Annotated in this window: 13 protein-coding genes; 7 read left to right on the plus strand and 6 right to left on the minus strand. The window is 38.9% G+C overall.

The annotated features are described in order from the left end of the window. Window positions 1-21 precede the first annotated feature (21 nt). Window positions 22-1,044: a Mal regulon transcriptional regulator MalI gene (locus PVK70_RS07955; protein ID WP_130047317.1), complete on the minus strand. Its 1,023-nt coding sequence runs from the start codon at window positions 1,042-1,044 to the stop codon at window positions 22-24. A gap of 249 nt (window positions 1,045-1,293) precedes the next feature. Between PVK70_RS07955 and malX the strand changes: the two genes are divergently transcribed. From malX to manA, 3 genes are all read left to right on the plus strand, one after another. Beyond that, window positions 1,294-2,871 (plus strand): maltose/glucose-specific PTS transporter subunit IIBC, encoded by a 1,578-nt coding sequence (gene malX, locus PVK70_RS07960; RefSeq protein WP_130047318.1) that lies wholly within the window; start codon window positions 1,294-1,296, stop codon window positions 2,869-2,871. 82 nt (window positions 2,872-2,953) lie between these two features. Next, window positions 2,954-4,123 (plus strand): MalY/PatB family protein, encoded by a 1,170-nt coding sequence (locus PVK70_RS07965; RefSeq protein ID WP_130047319.1) that lies wholly within the window; start codon window positions 2,954-2,956, stop codon window positions 4,121-4,123. Beyond that, the gene (gene manA, locus PVK70_RS07970; RefSeq protein WP_130047320.1) at window positions 4,123-5,229 is read left to right on the plus strand and encodes a mannose-6-phosphate isomerase, class I; all 1,107 of its coding nucleotides are present in this window, start codon (window positions 4,123-4,125) and stop codon (window positions 5,227-5,229) included. The genes PVK70_RS07965 and manA overlap by 1 nt, the downstream gene beginning before the upstream one ends. Before the next feature lie 68 nt (window positions 5,230-5,297). On the opposite strand, the gene PVK70_RS07975 is transcribed toward manA, so the two are convergent. Then, on the minus strand, window positions 5,298-6,206 hold the full coding sequence (locus PVK70_RS07975) for a DMT family transporter (RefSeq protein ID WP_130047321.1): 909 nt from the start codon (window positions 6,204-6,206) through the stop codon (window positions 5,298-5,300). A gap of 67 nt (window positions 6,207-6,273) precedes the next feature. On the opposite strand from PVK70_RS07975, the gene PVK70_RS07980 reads away from it, so the two are divergent. After that, window positions 6,274-7,095 (plus strand): AraC family transcriptional regulator, encoded by an 822-nt coding sequence (locus PVK70_RS07980; RefSeq protein WP_207216395.1) that lies wholly within the window; start codon window positions 6,274-6,276, stop codon window positions 7,093-7,095. 78 nt (window positions 7,096-7,173) lie between these two features. Here PVK70_RS07980 and PVK70_RS07985 read toward each other — a convergent pair whose 3' ends face one another. The 3 genes from PVK70_RS07985 to PVK70_RS07995 form a co-directional block, all read right to left on the minus strand. Further along, window positions 7,174-8,346 carry a MalY/PatB family protein gene (locus PVK70_RS07985; protein ID WP_165367135.1) on the minus strand — a complete coding sequence of 391 codons (1,173 nt, stop codon included), beginning with the start codon at window positions 8,344-8,346 and terminating at the stop codon, window positions 7,174-7,176. 9 nt (window positions 8,347-8,355) lie between these two features. Continuing rightward, window positions 8,356-9,810: a Na+/H+ antiporter NhaC gene (nhaC, locus tag PVK70_RS07990; RefSeq protein WP_130047323.1), complete on the minus strand. Its 1,455-nt coding sequence runs from the start codon at window positions 9,808-9,810 to the stop codon at window positions 8,356-8,358. Between the two features lie 136 nt (window positions 9,811-9,946). Next, window positions 9,947-10,969 (minus strand): LacI family DNA-binding transcriptional regulator, encoded by a 1,023-nt coding sequence (locus PVK70_RS07995; RefSeq protein ID WP_130047324.1) that lies wholly within the window; start codon window positions 10,967-10,969, stop codon window positions 9,947-9,949. A gap of 202 nt (window positions 10,970-11,171) precedes the next feature. Here PVK70_RS07995 and PVK70_RS08000 point away from each other — a divergent pair, with 202 nt between their 5' ends. Further along, window positions 11,172-12,164 (plus strand): MBL fold metallo-hydrolase, encoded by a 993-nt coding sequence (locus PVK70_RS08000; RefSeq protein ID WP_130047325.1) that lies wholly within the window; start codon window positions 11,172-11,174, stop codon window positions 12,162-12,164. Window positions 12,165-12,236: 72 nt separating this feature from the next. On the opposite strand, the gene PVK70_RS08005 is transcribed toward PVK70_RS08000, so the two are convergent. Further along, on the minus strand, window positions 12,237-12,689 hold the full coding sequence (locus PVK70_RS08005; protein ID WP_130047326.1) for a DUF417 family protein: 453 nt from the start codon (window positions 12,687-12,689) through the stop codon (window positions 12,237-12,239). 125 nt (window positions 12,690-12,814) lie between these two features. On the opposite strand from PVK70_RS08005, the gene PVK70_RS08010 reads away from it, so the two are divergent. Together PVK70_RS08010 and PVK70_RS08015 are read left to right on the plus strand one after the other, a co-directional pair. Then, window positions 12,815-13,375 (plus strand): TetR family transcriptional regulator, encoded by a 561-nt coding sequence (locus PVK70_RS08010; protein WP_130044446.1) that lies wholly within the window; start codon window positions 12,815-12,817, stop codon window positions 13,373-13,375. A gap of 33 nt (window positions 13,376-13,408) precedes the next feature. Further along, window positions 13,409-13,789: a VOC family protein gene (locus PVK70_RS08015; protein WP_130047327.1), complete on the plus strand. Its 381-nt coding sequence runs from the start codon at window positions 13,409-13,411 to the stop codon at window positions 13,787-13,789. The last annotated feature ends 20 nt before the right edge of the window (window positions 13,790-13,809 follow it).

Here is a 13,809-nt window from a genome sequence, read left to right on the forward strand (position 1 = left end):
ATTTATAGATTCGTTTATTGATTAAGCGGAATCTCGAGCAATTAATTCAGGGTTTAGAATAAGACTTTGAGGTGCACTGTCTTTATTGTTTATTTGATGAATTAATCGATATCCAGCTTGGCGACCAATATCACGAATAGGGGATGATACAAAGGTTAACGATGGCTGAATTAATTTAGCTTCAGGTACATCATCAAACCCAATGATAGCGATTTGTTGCCCTATATGGTTATCTTTACCTACACTGCGGTTAGAGCGATTTACACCATATACCGCGCCAAAAGCTGTTGATGAATAATGACAAAGTATCGCTGTGATTTTAGGGTTCTTATTAATGAGTTCATTGACAGCTTCTGCTGAGGCTGTTTGGCTTTTATCACATTCTACAACCCATTCCGGTTTAAAAGGTAAACCAAATTGCATAAGTGTGCTGCAGTAGCCACCTAAACGTTCGGCTCTGCTTAATGAATCACTTTGCCCACCAACGTAAGCAATCTGACGGTGTCCTTGTTGAATCAAATACTCTGTGGCAATTTTAGCTGCTTGCATATTATCAGGCCCGACAAAGTCAATCTGCTGTCCTACTTTTGCTCGTGCAACGCAAACAATCGGTAGACCTAAGTCTTGTATTCTCTCAATATGTGGGACGCCAACATCACGAATAGGGCAAAATACAATACCACCTACATCTTGTGCGACCATAGTTTCAATACATTGGTCGAATTTTTCCTGACTTTTTCCTGATTGAGTGAGAAAAAGCATATAACCTTTCTCTTCTAATACTTCACTTAACCCTGCTGCAATCTCAGCATAATAGGGATCACTAATGTCTCTCAGGATCAATCCAATTAATAATGACTGTTTTGATCGTAAATTAGAGGCCGTTCGGTTTTTAATGTAACCGAGCTCTTGTACTGCTTGATTTACTTTTTGAATGGTTTCAGGTGAGATCCGTCCTTTATCGCTCAGTGCCATTGATACGGTTGTTACTGAGACGCCAGCTCTTTTTGCAACATCCTTAATATTTGCTTTTTTGTTTGTCATAGCACTTCTTTTACCGCGAATTAGATAAAACGTTTTACCTAATAAAACACATTTATTGTCGCCATTCTAGCGTAATTATAAATCTAATGGAAAAAGATCGTGATCGCTCGCACAAGATTATTGGTAAAACGTTTTACCAAAATTTATCAGGTGTATTGTATTGACAATGATTAAGAGAAAATTTAAATCAAAAAGACATTTAAATTACTCAGCGATATTTTATTTTAAGTGATTAATTAAGGATATTTTATGCAGCAAAAAGCGAATAAAACGACTTTATGGGAGTTCTTACAAAGCTTAGGAAAAACCTTTATGGTTCCTGTTGCTTTACTTGCGTTCTCAGGGATATTACTTGGTATTGGTAGCTCTTTCTCAAGTGCTGCATTAAAAGAGGCAATGCCATTTTTTGATAATGTTGCTTTTCAGTATTTATTTATATGGATGACAAAGATTGGTTTAGTAGCCTTTATTTATCTTCCAGTAATGTTTGCGATTGCCATTCCTATGGGCCTTGCTCGTGAAGAGAAAGGGGTGGCTGCATTCTCTGGTTTGGTGGGTTATGCTGCATTAAATTTAGCGGTTAACTTCTACTTAACGGTGAATGGGGTACTTGATAATGAAGTGTTACGTGAAGCTTACGGTGTAAAATCTATCCTAGGTACTGAATCGATTGACACCGGTATTTTAGGCGCGGTTATCGTTGGTATTATCGTTGCTAAGCTACATATTCGCTTCTATACGTTTAAAATGCCTGATGCATTAGCGTTCTTTGGTGGTGCTCGTTTTGTTCCTATTATTTCAACGATTACGTTAGGTGTTGTTGGCTTATTGGTTCCTTTTATTTGGCCTTACTTTGCGGCAGGTATTAACGGCATTGGTCACGTTATTGCTGGTGCAGGTGATTTTGGTCCTTTCTTATTTGGCATGAGCGAACGTCTACTTTTACCTATTGGTCTTCACCATATTTTAGTTGCGCTTATCCGTTTTACTGAAGCGGGCGGCACGATGGAAGTGTGCGGTGATACGGTATCTGGCGCATTAAACATTTTCTATTCAGAGCTTTCTTGTTCTGAAACACAAGGCTTTACACCATCAGTTACTGCTTTCTTATCTCAAGGTAAAATGCCTGCGTTTTTAGGTGGTCTTCCTGGTGCTGCTCTAGCTATGTACCATTGTGCTAAAGTTGAAAATCGCAGCAAGATTAAAGCGTTATTAGTTTCAGGTGTGGTTGCTTGTATTGTTGGTGGTATCACTGAGCCGCTTGAGTTCTTATTCCTATTCGTTGCTCCAGTTTTGTATTTTATCCACGCGATTTTAACTGGTCTTGGCTTCATGATTATGGGAATGCTAGAAGTTACTATTGGTAACACTGATGGCAACATTATTGATTTCTTAGTCTTTGGTGTACTTCAAGGTCTGTCTACTAAATGGTATTTAGTTCCAGTGGTTGCAGGTGTTTGGTTCGCAGTTTATTACTTTGTGTTTAAGTTTGCGATTCTTAAGTTCAACCTTAAAACGCCAGGCCGTGAAGCGGAAGATGTTGCGATGTCTAAAGAAGAAGCCGCAATTATTGCAACAGCTGGTGGTAAAGGAAAACTTATCCTTGCGGCACTTGGTGGTGCGGAAAATATCACATCACTAGATAACTGTATTACACGTTTACGTATGACGGTTGAAGACATGAGCTTGGTTGATGATGCTCAGTTGAAACTGTATGGCGCACTTGGTGTGGTTAAACTTGATGAGCATAATTTACAAGTTGTGATTGGCGCACAAGTTCATATTGTAAAAAATGAAATGCAATCCTTAATGTCAGCAACAGCTTAATCGTTAATAGGTGGAGGTTCTCTCCACCTTTTTCACATTCTTCGTATTTAACTTTATATAGACTTAAGCTTTTGGAGTCGCTATGTTTAATTTCTCTGAGCAAATCAATCGTAAAGGCAGCTACTGTACTCAATGGGACTATGTTGCTGATCGTTTCGGTGAGGCCGATCTTTTGCCATTCACAATATCAGATATGGATTTTGCTGCACCACCTGTGGTTATGAATGCACTAAAATCACGAATGGAGCATCCTGTATTTGGTTATAGCCGTTGGGATCACAGCGATTTTAAAGGGGCGATCACTGATTGGTTTAAGCGCCGTTTTAATGCTGAGTTTGATGGTAAGCATCTTGTTTATGGGCCATCTGTTATTTACATTATATCTCAGCTGATCCGTCAATGGAGTAATGCAGGTGAAGGTATTATTGTTCATACCCCTGCTTATGATGCCTTTGATAAAATGATTTTAGGATTAGAGCGAACCATTATTCCAAATCAATTATCTCCTTCCTCAAATGGTTATCAGATTGATTGGAATGTATTTGAAGCTCAATTATCTGATCCGAATAATACGGTTTTATTGCTGTGCAGCCCTCATAATCCGACAGGTAAAATTTGGAGTGCTGATGAGTTGAAACGCATGGCGGTTCTTTGTGAAAAGTATCATGTGGCAGTGATCAGTGATGAGATCCACATGGACATTTGTTTTAAACCTCATACGCCTTGGCAAGGGTTTGGAATGGGAACTCGTTGGGCTTTAGTGAGTTCAGCATCAAAGTCATTCAATATTCCGGCGCTTAATGGCTCTTATGCTTTTATAGCTGATGATGTTGCAAGGGAGCATTACCTATTTAATCTTAAACAAGTGGATGGGCTTTCTTCTCCTTCTATTCTTGGTGTTATTGGTTTAATGGCCGCTTATCAAGAAGGGGGGCCTTGGCTTGATGAGCTGAAATTATACCTATATGAAAATCATCGCTATGTTCAAGAGATGTTGGCGAAAGAGTTACCAAGTATTGGTTATCAAATCCCTGACTCTACGTATCTTGCATGGATTGATCTTTCTTCGTTATCCCTAGATATGGATGCATTAAATCAGTGTTTAATTAAGAGCCATAAAGTTGCCATCATGCAAGGCAGTACTTATGGGGTTGCAGGGAAAGGCTTTGTAAGACTTAACTTAGGTTGTCCGCGCATAAAAGTAGAGCAAGGATTAACGGCGCTTATTTCTGCAATTAAAGAGTTATCCTAATGAGCTCTGTATATAACGTAGAAGCTGGGCAGCGTCATTACCAATGGGGTTCTCACTTACTTTATGGATTGTTTGGTCTTCCGATTAAAGATGATAAGCCGCTGGCTGAATTATGGTTAGGTGGGCATCCATCGTTGCCTTCTAGAGTTCAATTGGATGATAGCTCTTGGCAAACATTAGATAAGTTCTTAGAGCAAAAACCGCTGAATTTTTTATTTAAAGTATTGAGTGCCTCTCAGCCTTTGTCTCTTCAGGTTCATCCGAACCATACTCAGGCTAAAGAGGGATTTGAGCGTGAAAATACACAGCAGATTCCTTTGGATGCACCACACCGAAATTATAGAGATGCTTACGCTAAGCCTGAAATGGTCATGGCGCTATCACCTTTTAAAATTATGGTGGGATTTAAAAAGTTAGAAGATATTGTTGATAATCTTGGTTTAATTCAGTCGGAAAGATTAAATGTTATCTTAGAAAGTGAAGCATTTAATCATCAGACATTATTATTCTCATTGTTGCAATTAGCACAAGAAGATAAACAGCAGATCATTGCACAGGCATTATCTATTGGAATTGGTCACAATGACCTAATGTGGCAGCAATTGGTAGAGCTTGCACATTATTATCCAAGTGATATTGGAGTATTAGCGCCACTTTATATGAATTGCTTAACTCTAGAACCTGGCGAGGCGATGTATTTACCCGCAGGTACTATTCATGCGTATACAAAGGGCACTTGTATTGAGTTGATGGGCTGTTCAGATAATGTATTACGAGCTGGGCTTACTCCAAAATATATTGATACCGCTGAGTTAATGGCTTGTACTCAATTCACTTCGTTTATTCCTGAAAAATTAACCCCAATGCCTGTTGAGTCAGAGCAAATATTGCAACCAACAGAGACTGATTTTGGGCTTGCATTATGTCAAGTCACTGAACATGAGCAATCTTTAACGGTGACGTCTCGTTCAATTTTACTGGTTGCGAAAGGGCGTATTCAGTTTAATGACACTGTGTTGCTAGCAGGGCAATCATTATTCATAGAATCAGGCACTTATCAGGTATCTGGTGATGGATTATTAGTTCGGGCTTTTGAATCTAAATAGAAAAAAGAGCCGATAATGTTATCGGCTTTTTTATAACTAAAGAATGAGTGAAGATATCGTGACTAGTACTAGCTTTTCGATGTCTTGATTATATTTGGATTAACACCCATTCGAAGAGGTAAGATTTTTACTTGAGCGAGTAATAAACCGATAAAGACAAAAGTCCCACCAATGAGGTGATATATGGTGGGGGATTGGCCTAAAAAGATAAGGTTAATTGCTACTGTAAATATCGGGACTAGGTTCATAAATAAGGTTGCTTGAGCCGCTCCAATGCGCTGAACTCCTTTTAACCAAAACCACGGTGCTAATACAGAAGCGAATGCAGCGGCAAACAGAACCATAGGCAAAGCATCTGTAGTAATTACATAAGAGTCACTGCTAAGGAGTAGAGAGAGTTGCAGTAATGTGGCAATCGCGACTTGGCTAAAAATAGAGGCCCAAGGTTTAAGAGGTAACTTCCATTTATTCAGCAGTATTGAATAAAGCGCGTAGGCTAAGCTTGAAATAAACATTAAACCGTCGCCTTGTTGGATTCCGTTTGTGAGTAAATTAGTAGGGTTACCTTTACTGAGCATATAGACCAAGCCAGAAAGAGAAATAACGGCTCCGATTAACGCTTGTTTTTTTAGTTTATTGCCTAATAAAGGCACAGCAAGAAATAACCCAAATAGGGGCATGAGTGATAAAAATACGGCGATATTTGTTGCGCTTGTTGTGTGAGCAGCATAGTAAGCAAGGCATTGATTTAACACCATACCTAATGAGGCGAGAATAGTAAGCTTACCTAGGTTACTGAAGATTAATTGTCGTTGTTGCCATACGGGTTTAATGCAAAATGGCAACAAAATAAATAAGGCAAAAAACCAACGATAAAAAGCAATGGCTCCGGGCTCTATTGCGCCAGTGGCTAGTTTGCTTACTACGGCGTTTGCAGCCCAAATAAAGACGGCAACAATTGGGAAAAATAGATTCATAGTTATCTCTGTTATTGATAGTTAACAGAATTGTCACACTAATACAGAGAGCAGTGGTATACCATTTATGACACCGAATATAGCGATTACGACAGATAAAAAATTCATGCCTAAATTGACAGAAAAACTGCCAACAGAGGTGTTCTGCCACTATTTTTTTATTGAAGCGAAAACTGAAACTTTACCGCATTCACACTCTTGGGGGCAGTTGCATTTAATTAAGCAAGGTGTGTTAGAGATGGAAGTAGATCAACAGAAAATGGTGTGCCCTGAAAACTATACAATTTGGACACCTCCTCACCAAAATCACCAAGCATTTAACCGGAATGACATCGAATATTGCGCCATTAATATTACGGCAGAGTTGAGCGAAAAGTTTCCTAAACACGCGTGTATGATCCCATTAACACCGTTATTAAGAGCCATAATTGATGATTTAATTGAACGAAAAACCACAATGGTGAGCTCAGAAGAAGATAAGTGCCTTAGTTATGTGCTTATGGATAGATTAGTAAAAATAAACCCAATTGAAATTTATTTACCATCAACTAAAGATAAGTTATTAGCACCTATTTTGACGCAACTAGAAGAAACCCCTGAAGATGATTCGAGTTTATCTGTTTGGGCTAAACGTGTATTTAGTACCGAAAGGACGCTAGCCAGACGTTTTCAAAAAGAATTAAAAATGAGCTTTAATGATTGGCGACAGAGAGCAAAATTAGTTAAAGCAATGACACTCTTGAAAGAATCCATAAGCATTAATGAAATAGCGTATCAGCTGGGTTATAGCCAAGGGTCTTCTTTTATTAAAATGTTCCGAAAGCATACTGGTGTAACTCCGGAACAATTTAGAAAGCAGAATGAAAGGTTAACAGTGGGAGATAATTAGGGCATGACAGTCAGTTGGATGATGATAAAAAGCCGCTGAATTTAGCGGCTTTCTGTTTTAGACGTTATGGTTATTTATTTAGTTACTCAGCGCTACTTTAATTCTCTGCATGGCTTGAACTAACACTTCACGAGGGCAACCTAGGTTTAAACGAATAAAGCCAGATCCTTCACTACCAAAAGCGATCCCCATGCTTGGGACTATTCCCGCTTCAACTAATTTCAGTTCTAATTCTTTATCTGTTAACCCAAGACCACGACAATCAACCCATGCTAAATAACCTGCTTCTGGGGGCATAAAGTTCAGCTCTGGCAGTTCGGTTTGAATAAAGCGTGATAGGGTGCTTATGTTCTCTTGTAAGTATGTTTTCAGTTCATTTAACCAAGGTGCTGAAGTTTGATAAGCGGCGGTTGCTGCACACATTGCTAAGCTATTATAAACATCCATACCATGAGCATCTAAACGGCGAACTAAACGTGTTTTTAATTCTTGATTTGGGATCATGAAATTAGAAATACGCACAGAAGACAAACCAAATGTTTTACTTGCCGCGGTAGCTACAATCAGTTTTTGTTGCAGCACATCTGGTAATGACAATGCTGAATGGTAAATGTTATCTCCCATTGCTAAATCGCCCCAGATCTCATCACTTAGTAGCCATACATCGTATTGATGACATAGCTCTGCTACAGCGGTTATCTCTTCTTTTGACCATGCTTTACCAACAGGGTTATGGGGGTTACAGAAGATCATCACTTTAGCGCCTTGCTGAAAACAAGATTCTAAATGAGTAAGATCGAGTGAGTAAGTTCCTTGTTGTTCAAGTAATGGGTTTTCAACCAATACTCGGTCATTAAATTCAACGATTTTACGAAACGAGCCATAACCCGGTGTTTGCATTACCACTTTATCATTGGTTTCAGTCAGTAGCTGAATTGCCATTGAAAGCCCAGGTAATACGCCGTGTACCGTTGTTATCCACTCTTTTTTTATACAGATATCATGCAGCTCTTGATACCAATTGATAACAGCTTGATAGTAGTCATCATTACGCTCTGCATAACCAAAAATACCATGGTCAATGCGGTTATGAAGCGCTTCTAATACGTGTGGTGGCGCTTGAAAGTCGTAATCAGACACCCACATAGGTAGTCGGTCTGTACCATCTAATCCGAGTTTTTCTTTCATGAAATCCCATTTTAATGAGCCGGTGTTGCAACGGTTGTGAATGCAGTCAAAAGAAGTTGTCATTAGATAGCCTTATTTTACGTCAACTGGAGATAGAGAATCGTTGTCTTGAGTTACTGGCGCTTTTGCAATACCAAAGCCTGTGAAACCATAAATGATGGCGAAAATCACGCCGGTGTAACATTGAATTGCCCATGGAAGGTAATCAAGCGTTGCTACGCCTAGTGTGCTTGCCATGTAAATACCTGCTGCAGTCCAAGGAACTAATGGTTCGATAATGGTGCCTGCATCTTCAATGGTTCTTGACAGGTTTTTTGTATCTAACCCCATTTTGCGATAAGCGTTTTGGAATAATTCACCCGGGATTAATAGGGCAAGTTTGCCATCAGAGGTTGTGAAGACCACTGTAATCGTAGCAATCACGGTTGATAGAATTAACTGACCTGTACTGTGAATCAGGTGTAAGAATCGACCTAGAACCACATTGAGTGTGCCAGTTAAACTTAAAATACCCGCAAAAGCGAAGGCACAAAATACAAGAAGAATGGTGCTCATCATAGAGAATAGGCCACCACGGTTAAGCAGTTTTGCAATGTCAGGAACTAAGCCGTCAGTAGTGTGGCCATTTGCGTTTAGCATATCGATATTAAAGCCATTAACAAACGCTTGCAGTGCTTGTTGTAGGCTGAAGCCTTGTAAAAATACACCGATAAGTAGGGCAAGAGCAGAAGCCGCAAGCATTAATGGAAGCACTGGTTTCTTAGTAAATGCACCCCATAAGATCATGATTGGTGGCACAATTAATAGAATATTAAGGTTATATAGGCTTTCTAATCCTGCAAGAATATCTAATACTTTTTGAGGTTCGCTTACATTTGCAACATCGCCGTATTGGCCAGCAAAGAAGAAGACAACAGAAGCAATAACAAAGCCCGGTAGTGTTGTATAAAGCATGTGTTGGATGTGTTCATACAATGTGGTGCCAGAAACGATAGGTGCAAAGTTTGTTGAATCAGAAAGAGGGGAGATTTTATCACCAAAGTAAGCACCAGAAACCACTGCACCAGCGGCGGCTGCCATTGATACATCAAGACCTGCGGCTACGCCCATTAGAGCAACACCGACCGTACCTGCAGAGCCCCATGATGTACCTGTACAAACAGAAACCACACTGGTAACAAAGAAAGCAGCGATTAAGATATATTGAGGACTAATAACTTTTAAACCCCAATACACCATGTAAGGAATGGTGCCACTGACCATCCAACTTGCGATTAGGCCGCCAACCGACACTAAAATTAAGATAACTGGCATTGCTTTCGCCAGTTTCTCAACAATGGCGTTCATTATCTCATCCCAGTTGTATCCCATTTTATATGCAATAAAACCAGTGAAGGTTGCTGAAGTAAGTAGTAGTGCTTCAATTTGTAGACCAAATAGGCCATATCCAATTGCAAGTAGACCAAACATGACTGCAATAGGTGCTATTGCGAGTGCAAATGATGGTAGAGGCTTTGATTGTGTCATTTTGTATTCCTCGTAAATAGATGTAGGGTTGTTTTGTTTTTATGAGGTAATAATAAGAGTTCTATTAATTGGAATATGAGAGGTAGGTAACGCACTCATGTAAGCGCTTACATGGGATTGTTACCTAAGATGCTCATCACACTTTTAGGGCTTGTTTATCTAAATAAGGCATGACGGTTTGGCGCTCAACCAAGCTAGCATTAAAGCGATGATTTGATGGTGGAACATATCCAGTATTTTTTATTTTTAATGCTAAATCAGCAGCATAACTCGACATTTCATCAATAGGGTTGTGCATTGTGGTTAAGCGTGGGTAGAGATATCGAGCTAATAAAACATCGTCAAACCCAATAATAGAAATATCGTCAGGTACACGAATATTGTTTTCATGTAAATTAGCCATTAAACCTGCGGCCATTACATCGTTAAAGGTAACGACAGCAGTGACTTCTGGGCATTGAGTCAATAATTGTTCACCTGCCAGTTCTCCGCCTTCTTCGCTAAAGTTCTGATTTATTATCCAATTTGGTTCAATAGTAATATTAGCGTCTTTCATGGCATCGCGATAACCGTTAAGCCGCTCTGTTCTATCTTCAATAGGAAGGTCACTGGTGACACAAGCGATCTTGCGATGACCTTGTGAAATTAAATGAACCACAGATTCTTTGGCACCGGCTCTATTATCAATATAGACAGAGCGGTTGGATATTTGTGGAATGGTACGGTTGAGTAATACCATCGAAGGGAGTTGGGCGCTGTATCTAAGTAGGGTGGTATCGTCTAGCATTTTTGCGTGAACCACCATGGCTTCGCATCCTTGACTGATCAAAAAATCCAACCCTTCTTTTTCTCGCTGTGCATCATGACCTCCGCTTACTACGACTAATTGGCATTTATGCTTACGTGCCACTTCTTCTACGTGTTTGGCTATTAGGGCAAAGAAAGGATCTGCTAGATTGCCGGTGAGTAGACCAAGGGTGTTATTTGTCTTTTTTGCTAAGGCGCTGGCTCTTGCATCTCGCTGGTAGTTGAGTTCACGAATGGCACTTTGTACTCGCTCAAGAGTCACTGGCTCAACATAAGCAGAGTTATTGATTACGCGGGAAACGGTAGCGGTAGAAACTCTTGCTAACTTTGCAACGTCACTGATTGTCGCCATGATTACTACTTATGGTGATTAACATTAAGTCGGAGTGTAGCGTGGATTTTTCGATAAAGATGTTAGAACTATCAAATTCTGTGGAGCATGCCGTTTATAATTACCTTCTTATCAATAGTATTAAATATTTAATACACCATTTAATTATCTCATTGTATTATCTGACTGAGCACAAGGGTGTGCAATAGTATTAAGGTTAGATATGTTTAAAAATAAATTAGCAGTGTTATTTACGTGTTTGTCTGTATTTTCTTTTTCGGCTCAATCAGCGAGTTTTGATACCGTTACGTTAGGGAGTAAAGGAGGGATCCAAGACGGTAATTTAACAGCTTTTTTAATTAAAAGTGAGGCTGATTCTCATTTTGTCATGCTTGATGCAGGCTCTGTTGTTAATGGGTTAATTGTTTCAGAGCAGAAAGGTGCGTTTAAAGATATTACCGTACCAGATGACTCTCCCTATACAAAAGTAGGTTACTTATTAAAGGATAAGATTAAGGGCTACTTTATTAGTCATGCGCATTTAGACCATGTTGCGGGTTTAATTATCTCTTCTCCTGATGACAGTAAAAAACCGATCTATGGATTAGAAGCGACAAATAAAGATCTTATGAAGAATTACTTTAATTGGTCTGCATGGCCTAATTTTGGTAACAAAGGTGAGGGCTTTAAACTGAACAAATACAATTATGTGGATCTTCAACCGGGTGTTTGGAGTTCGGTAGCTGAAACTACGATGAGAGTGATATCATTGCCTTTATCTCATTCTGGTGGGCAATCTACGGTCTTTATTTTAAAAGACAGTGAAGGAGATGTATTTGCTTATTTTGGTGATACAGGACCAGATGAAGTAGAGAAAAGTTCGGCAATGAAAATGGCGTGGTCTGCATTAGCTCCTTTTGTAAAACAAGGGAAGTTAAAGGGGATCATTATTGAAGTTTCTTTTACCAACGAAACCCCAGATAAGTCTTTGTTTGGACATTTAACGCCAAACTGGTTAGTTAAAGAATTAAGTGTGCTTGAAGGAATGAATGGCAAAGGTTCTTTAAAAGATCTAAACGTAGCCATAAGCCACATCAAATACAGCTTAAAGAACAGTGAAGATCCTAAAGTAATTATCAAAAAGCAGTTAGCAGAAGCAAATAACTTAGGTGTAAATTTTATTTTCCCTGAGCAAGGAGATTCACTGCAGTTTTAGAACAATCTAATTTAGCTCATATCAAAAGACAACAGCCTGCTTAATGAGAATTGAGCAGGCTGTTTTTATTGATTATGCGTATTTTTTATTATGCTCAATCACAAGTAGTGATACCGAGATAAACACAATGTCTTTAAGTAAAAAGAAGTTGGTTGTTAATACGCCATCAACGACTTTCCATGTATTAGGTGTAGTTGCTAAAAAGCTAAGTGTTGCAATAAAAGTGAGTAAAGCAAGGATCCCTGAGTAGTAACCAATTTTAGGGTTAAAGAAGCCTGCGATAAGTCCTATTGCAATCACAATTTCAGTCAATCCAATGATATTTGATACCATTTGAACTGACATAAATCCGTATATCCAGCCCATTAAAGGGTGGTTTGCAACTAATGGCTCGATAGCTGCTGCTTCTGTTGGGGTAAATTTAAAAATACCTATCCAAAGTAGGGTAAGTACGACACCAAAGACACCAATTTTATAACCTAACGAAGTTTCTGCTGAGGTGGCTTTACAAGTTTTAGTATTCATTTTTATCTCCTGACTAATAAACTAAACTGTTTAGTTTAATTTATCGTTTATTTTGATACTGTCAATCTGTTTTTGAACTAAACAGTTTATTTTGCTAAAATCACAGCATTAATGGAGAGTGATGTATGAAAGAAGAAAAAAGAATAAACGCACTTAAAAAGACGATAGAACTGTGCGCATTACATGGTTTTCATGGTACGAGTATGGATAAAATTACCGCAGCGACGGGGTTATCTAAAGCGACCATATATAAGTATTTTCAATCTAAAGAGAATTTAATTGCCAACGCATTAGAGTTGTTTAGCCAACAATCTCTTTCTCATGTCCAAGCTTTGTTTGAAAATACAGAACTAACATTAGAAGAAAAAATTGCGTTTCGTTTTGAAGGTCTTGCTGGGTGTATTGATATCGAGTCATTTAACGGTTGTTATTTTCAATTGGCATACAGTGAATACAGCAGTGAAGATCAAGGTATTACTGAGGTAAGCGCGCAATACAAACAACGCACACAAGAGCTATTAATCGAGTTATTTAAAAGACACGATATTGAAGATGCAGAGTTAAAGGCCAAAAAAGCAGGGCTAGTTTATAACGGGCTATTGGCATCGTTACAGTTAACAAAAGATGCAGAGCTTATTGAACTCGCTCACCAAATGTTTTTAGGTATTATCTTTAAATCTGAATAATGTCTTACGTTTTTGTTTCATAGGGAATGAATCATGAAAGTTGCACGTTTAGATCATCTTGTTTTAACGGTTAACAGTATTGAAGTGACGAGTCAGTTTTATTCAAACGTGCTCGGAATGGATATCGTTACCTTTGGTGAGGGCAGGGTCGCCCTTACTTTTGGTGAGCAAAAGATAAACCTTCATCAATTAGGATATGAGTTTGAACCCAAGGCGGCACAGGTTCAAAGCGGCAGTGCTGATCTCTGCTTTATCACTCATACGCCCATTAATGAAGTTCAAAGCCATATTGAGTCACAAGGCGTGGCTATCATTGATGGTCCAATTCAACGAACAGGAGCGCTAGGCAAGATAATCTCAGTCTATTTACGAGATCCTGACGGTAATTTAATTGAACTCTCCAATTATTTGTGACTCTTAATTAGCAAGAAGCA

This window comes from Aliivibrio sp. A6, from assembly GCF_028765505.1.
GTDB lineage: Bacteria > Pseudomonadota > Gammaproteobacteria > Enterobacterales > Vibrionaceae > Aliivibrio > Aliivibrio finisterrensis_A.

Coding starts and splice junctions, on each gene's coding strand:
- PVK70_RS07955 (WP_130047317.1), bottom strand. CDS start 1,044: ATGACAAACAAAAAAGCAAATATTAAGGATGTTGCAAAAAGAGCTGGC.
- malX (WP_130047318.1), top strand. CDS start 1,294: ATGCAGCAAAAAGCGAATAAAACGACTTTATGGGAGTTCTTACAAAGC.
- PVK70_RS07965 (WP_130047319.1), top strand. CDS start 2,954: ATGTTTAATTTCTCTGAGCAAATCAATCGTAAAGGCAGCTACTGTACT.
- manA (WP_130047320.1), top strand. CDS start 4,123: ATGAGCTCTGTATATAACGTAGAAGCTGGGCAGCGTCATTACCAATGG.
- PVK70_RS07975 (WP_130047321.1), bottom strand. CDS start 6,206: ATGAATCTATTTTTCCCAATTGTTGCCGTCTTTATTTGGGCTGCAAAC.
- PVK70_RS07980 (WP_207216395.1), top strand. CDS start 6,274: ATGACACCGAATATAGCGATTACGACAGATAAAAAATTCATGCCTAAA.
- PVK70_RS07985 (WP_165367135.1), bottom strand. CDS start 8,346: ATGACAACTTCTTTTGACTGCATTCACAACCGTTGCAACACCGGCTCA.
- nhaC (WP_130047323.1), bottom strand. CDS start 9,810: ATGACACAATCAAAGCCTCTACCATCATTTGCACTCGCAATAGCACCT.
- PVK70_RS07995 (WP_130047324.1), bottom strand. CDS start 10,969: ATGGCGACAATCAGTGACGTTGCAAAGTTAGCAAGAGTTTCTACCGCT.
- PVK70_RS08000 (WP_130047325.1), top strand. CDS start 11,172: ATGTTTAAAAATAAATTAGCAGTGTTATTTACGTGTTTGTCTGTATTT.
- PVK70_RS08005 (WP_130047326.1), bottom strand. CDS start 12,689: ATGAATACTAAAACTTGTAAAGCCACCTCAGCAGAAACTTCGTTAGGT.
- PVK70_RS08010 (WP_130044446.1), top strand. CDS start 12,815: ATGAAAGAAGAAAAAAGAATAAACGCACTTAAAAAGACGATAGAACTG.
- PVK70_RS08015 (WP_130047327.1), top strand. CDS start 13,409: ATGAAAGTTGCACGTTTAGATCATCTTGTTTTAACGGTTAACAGTATT.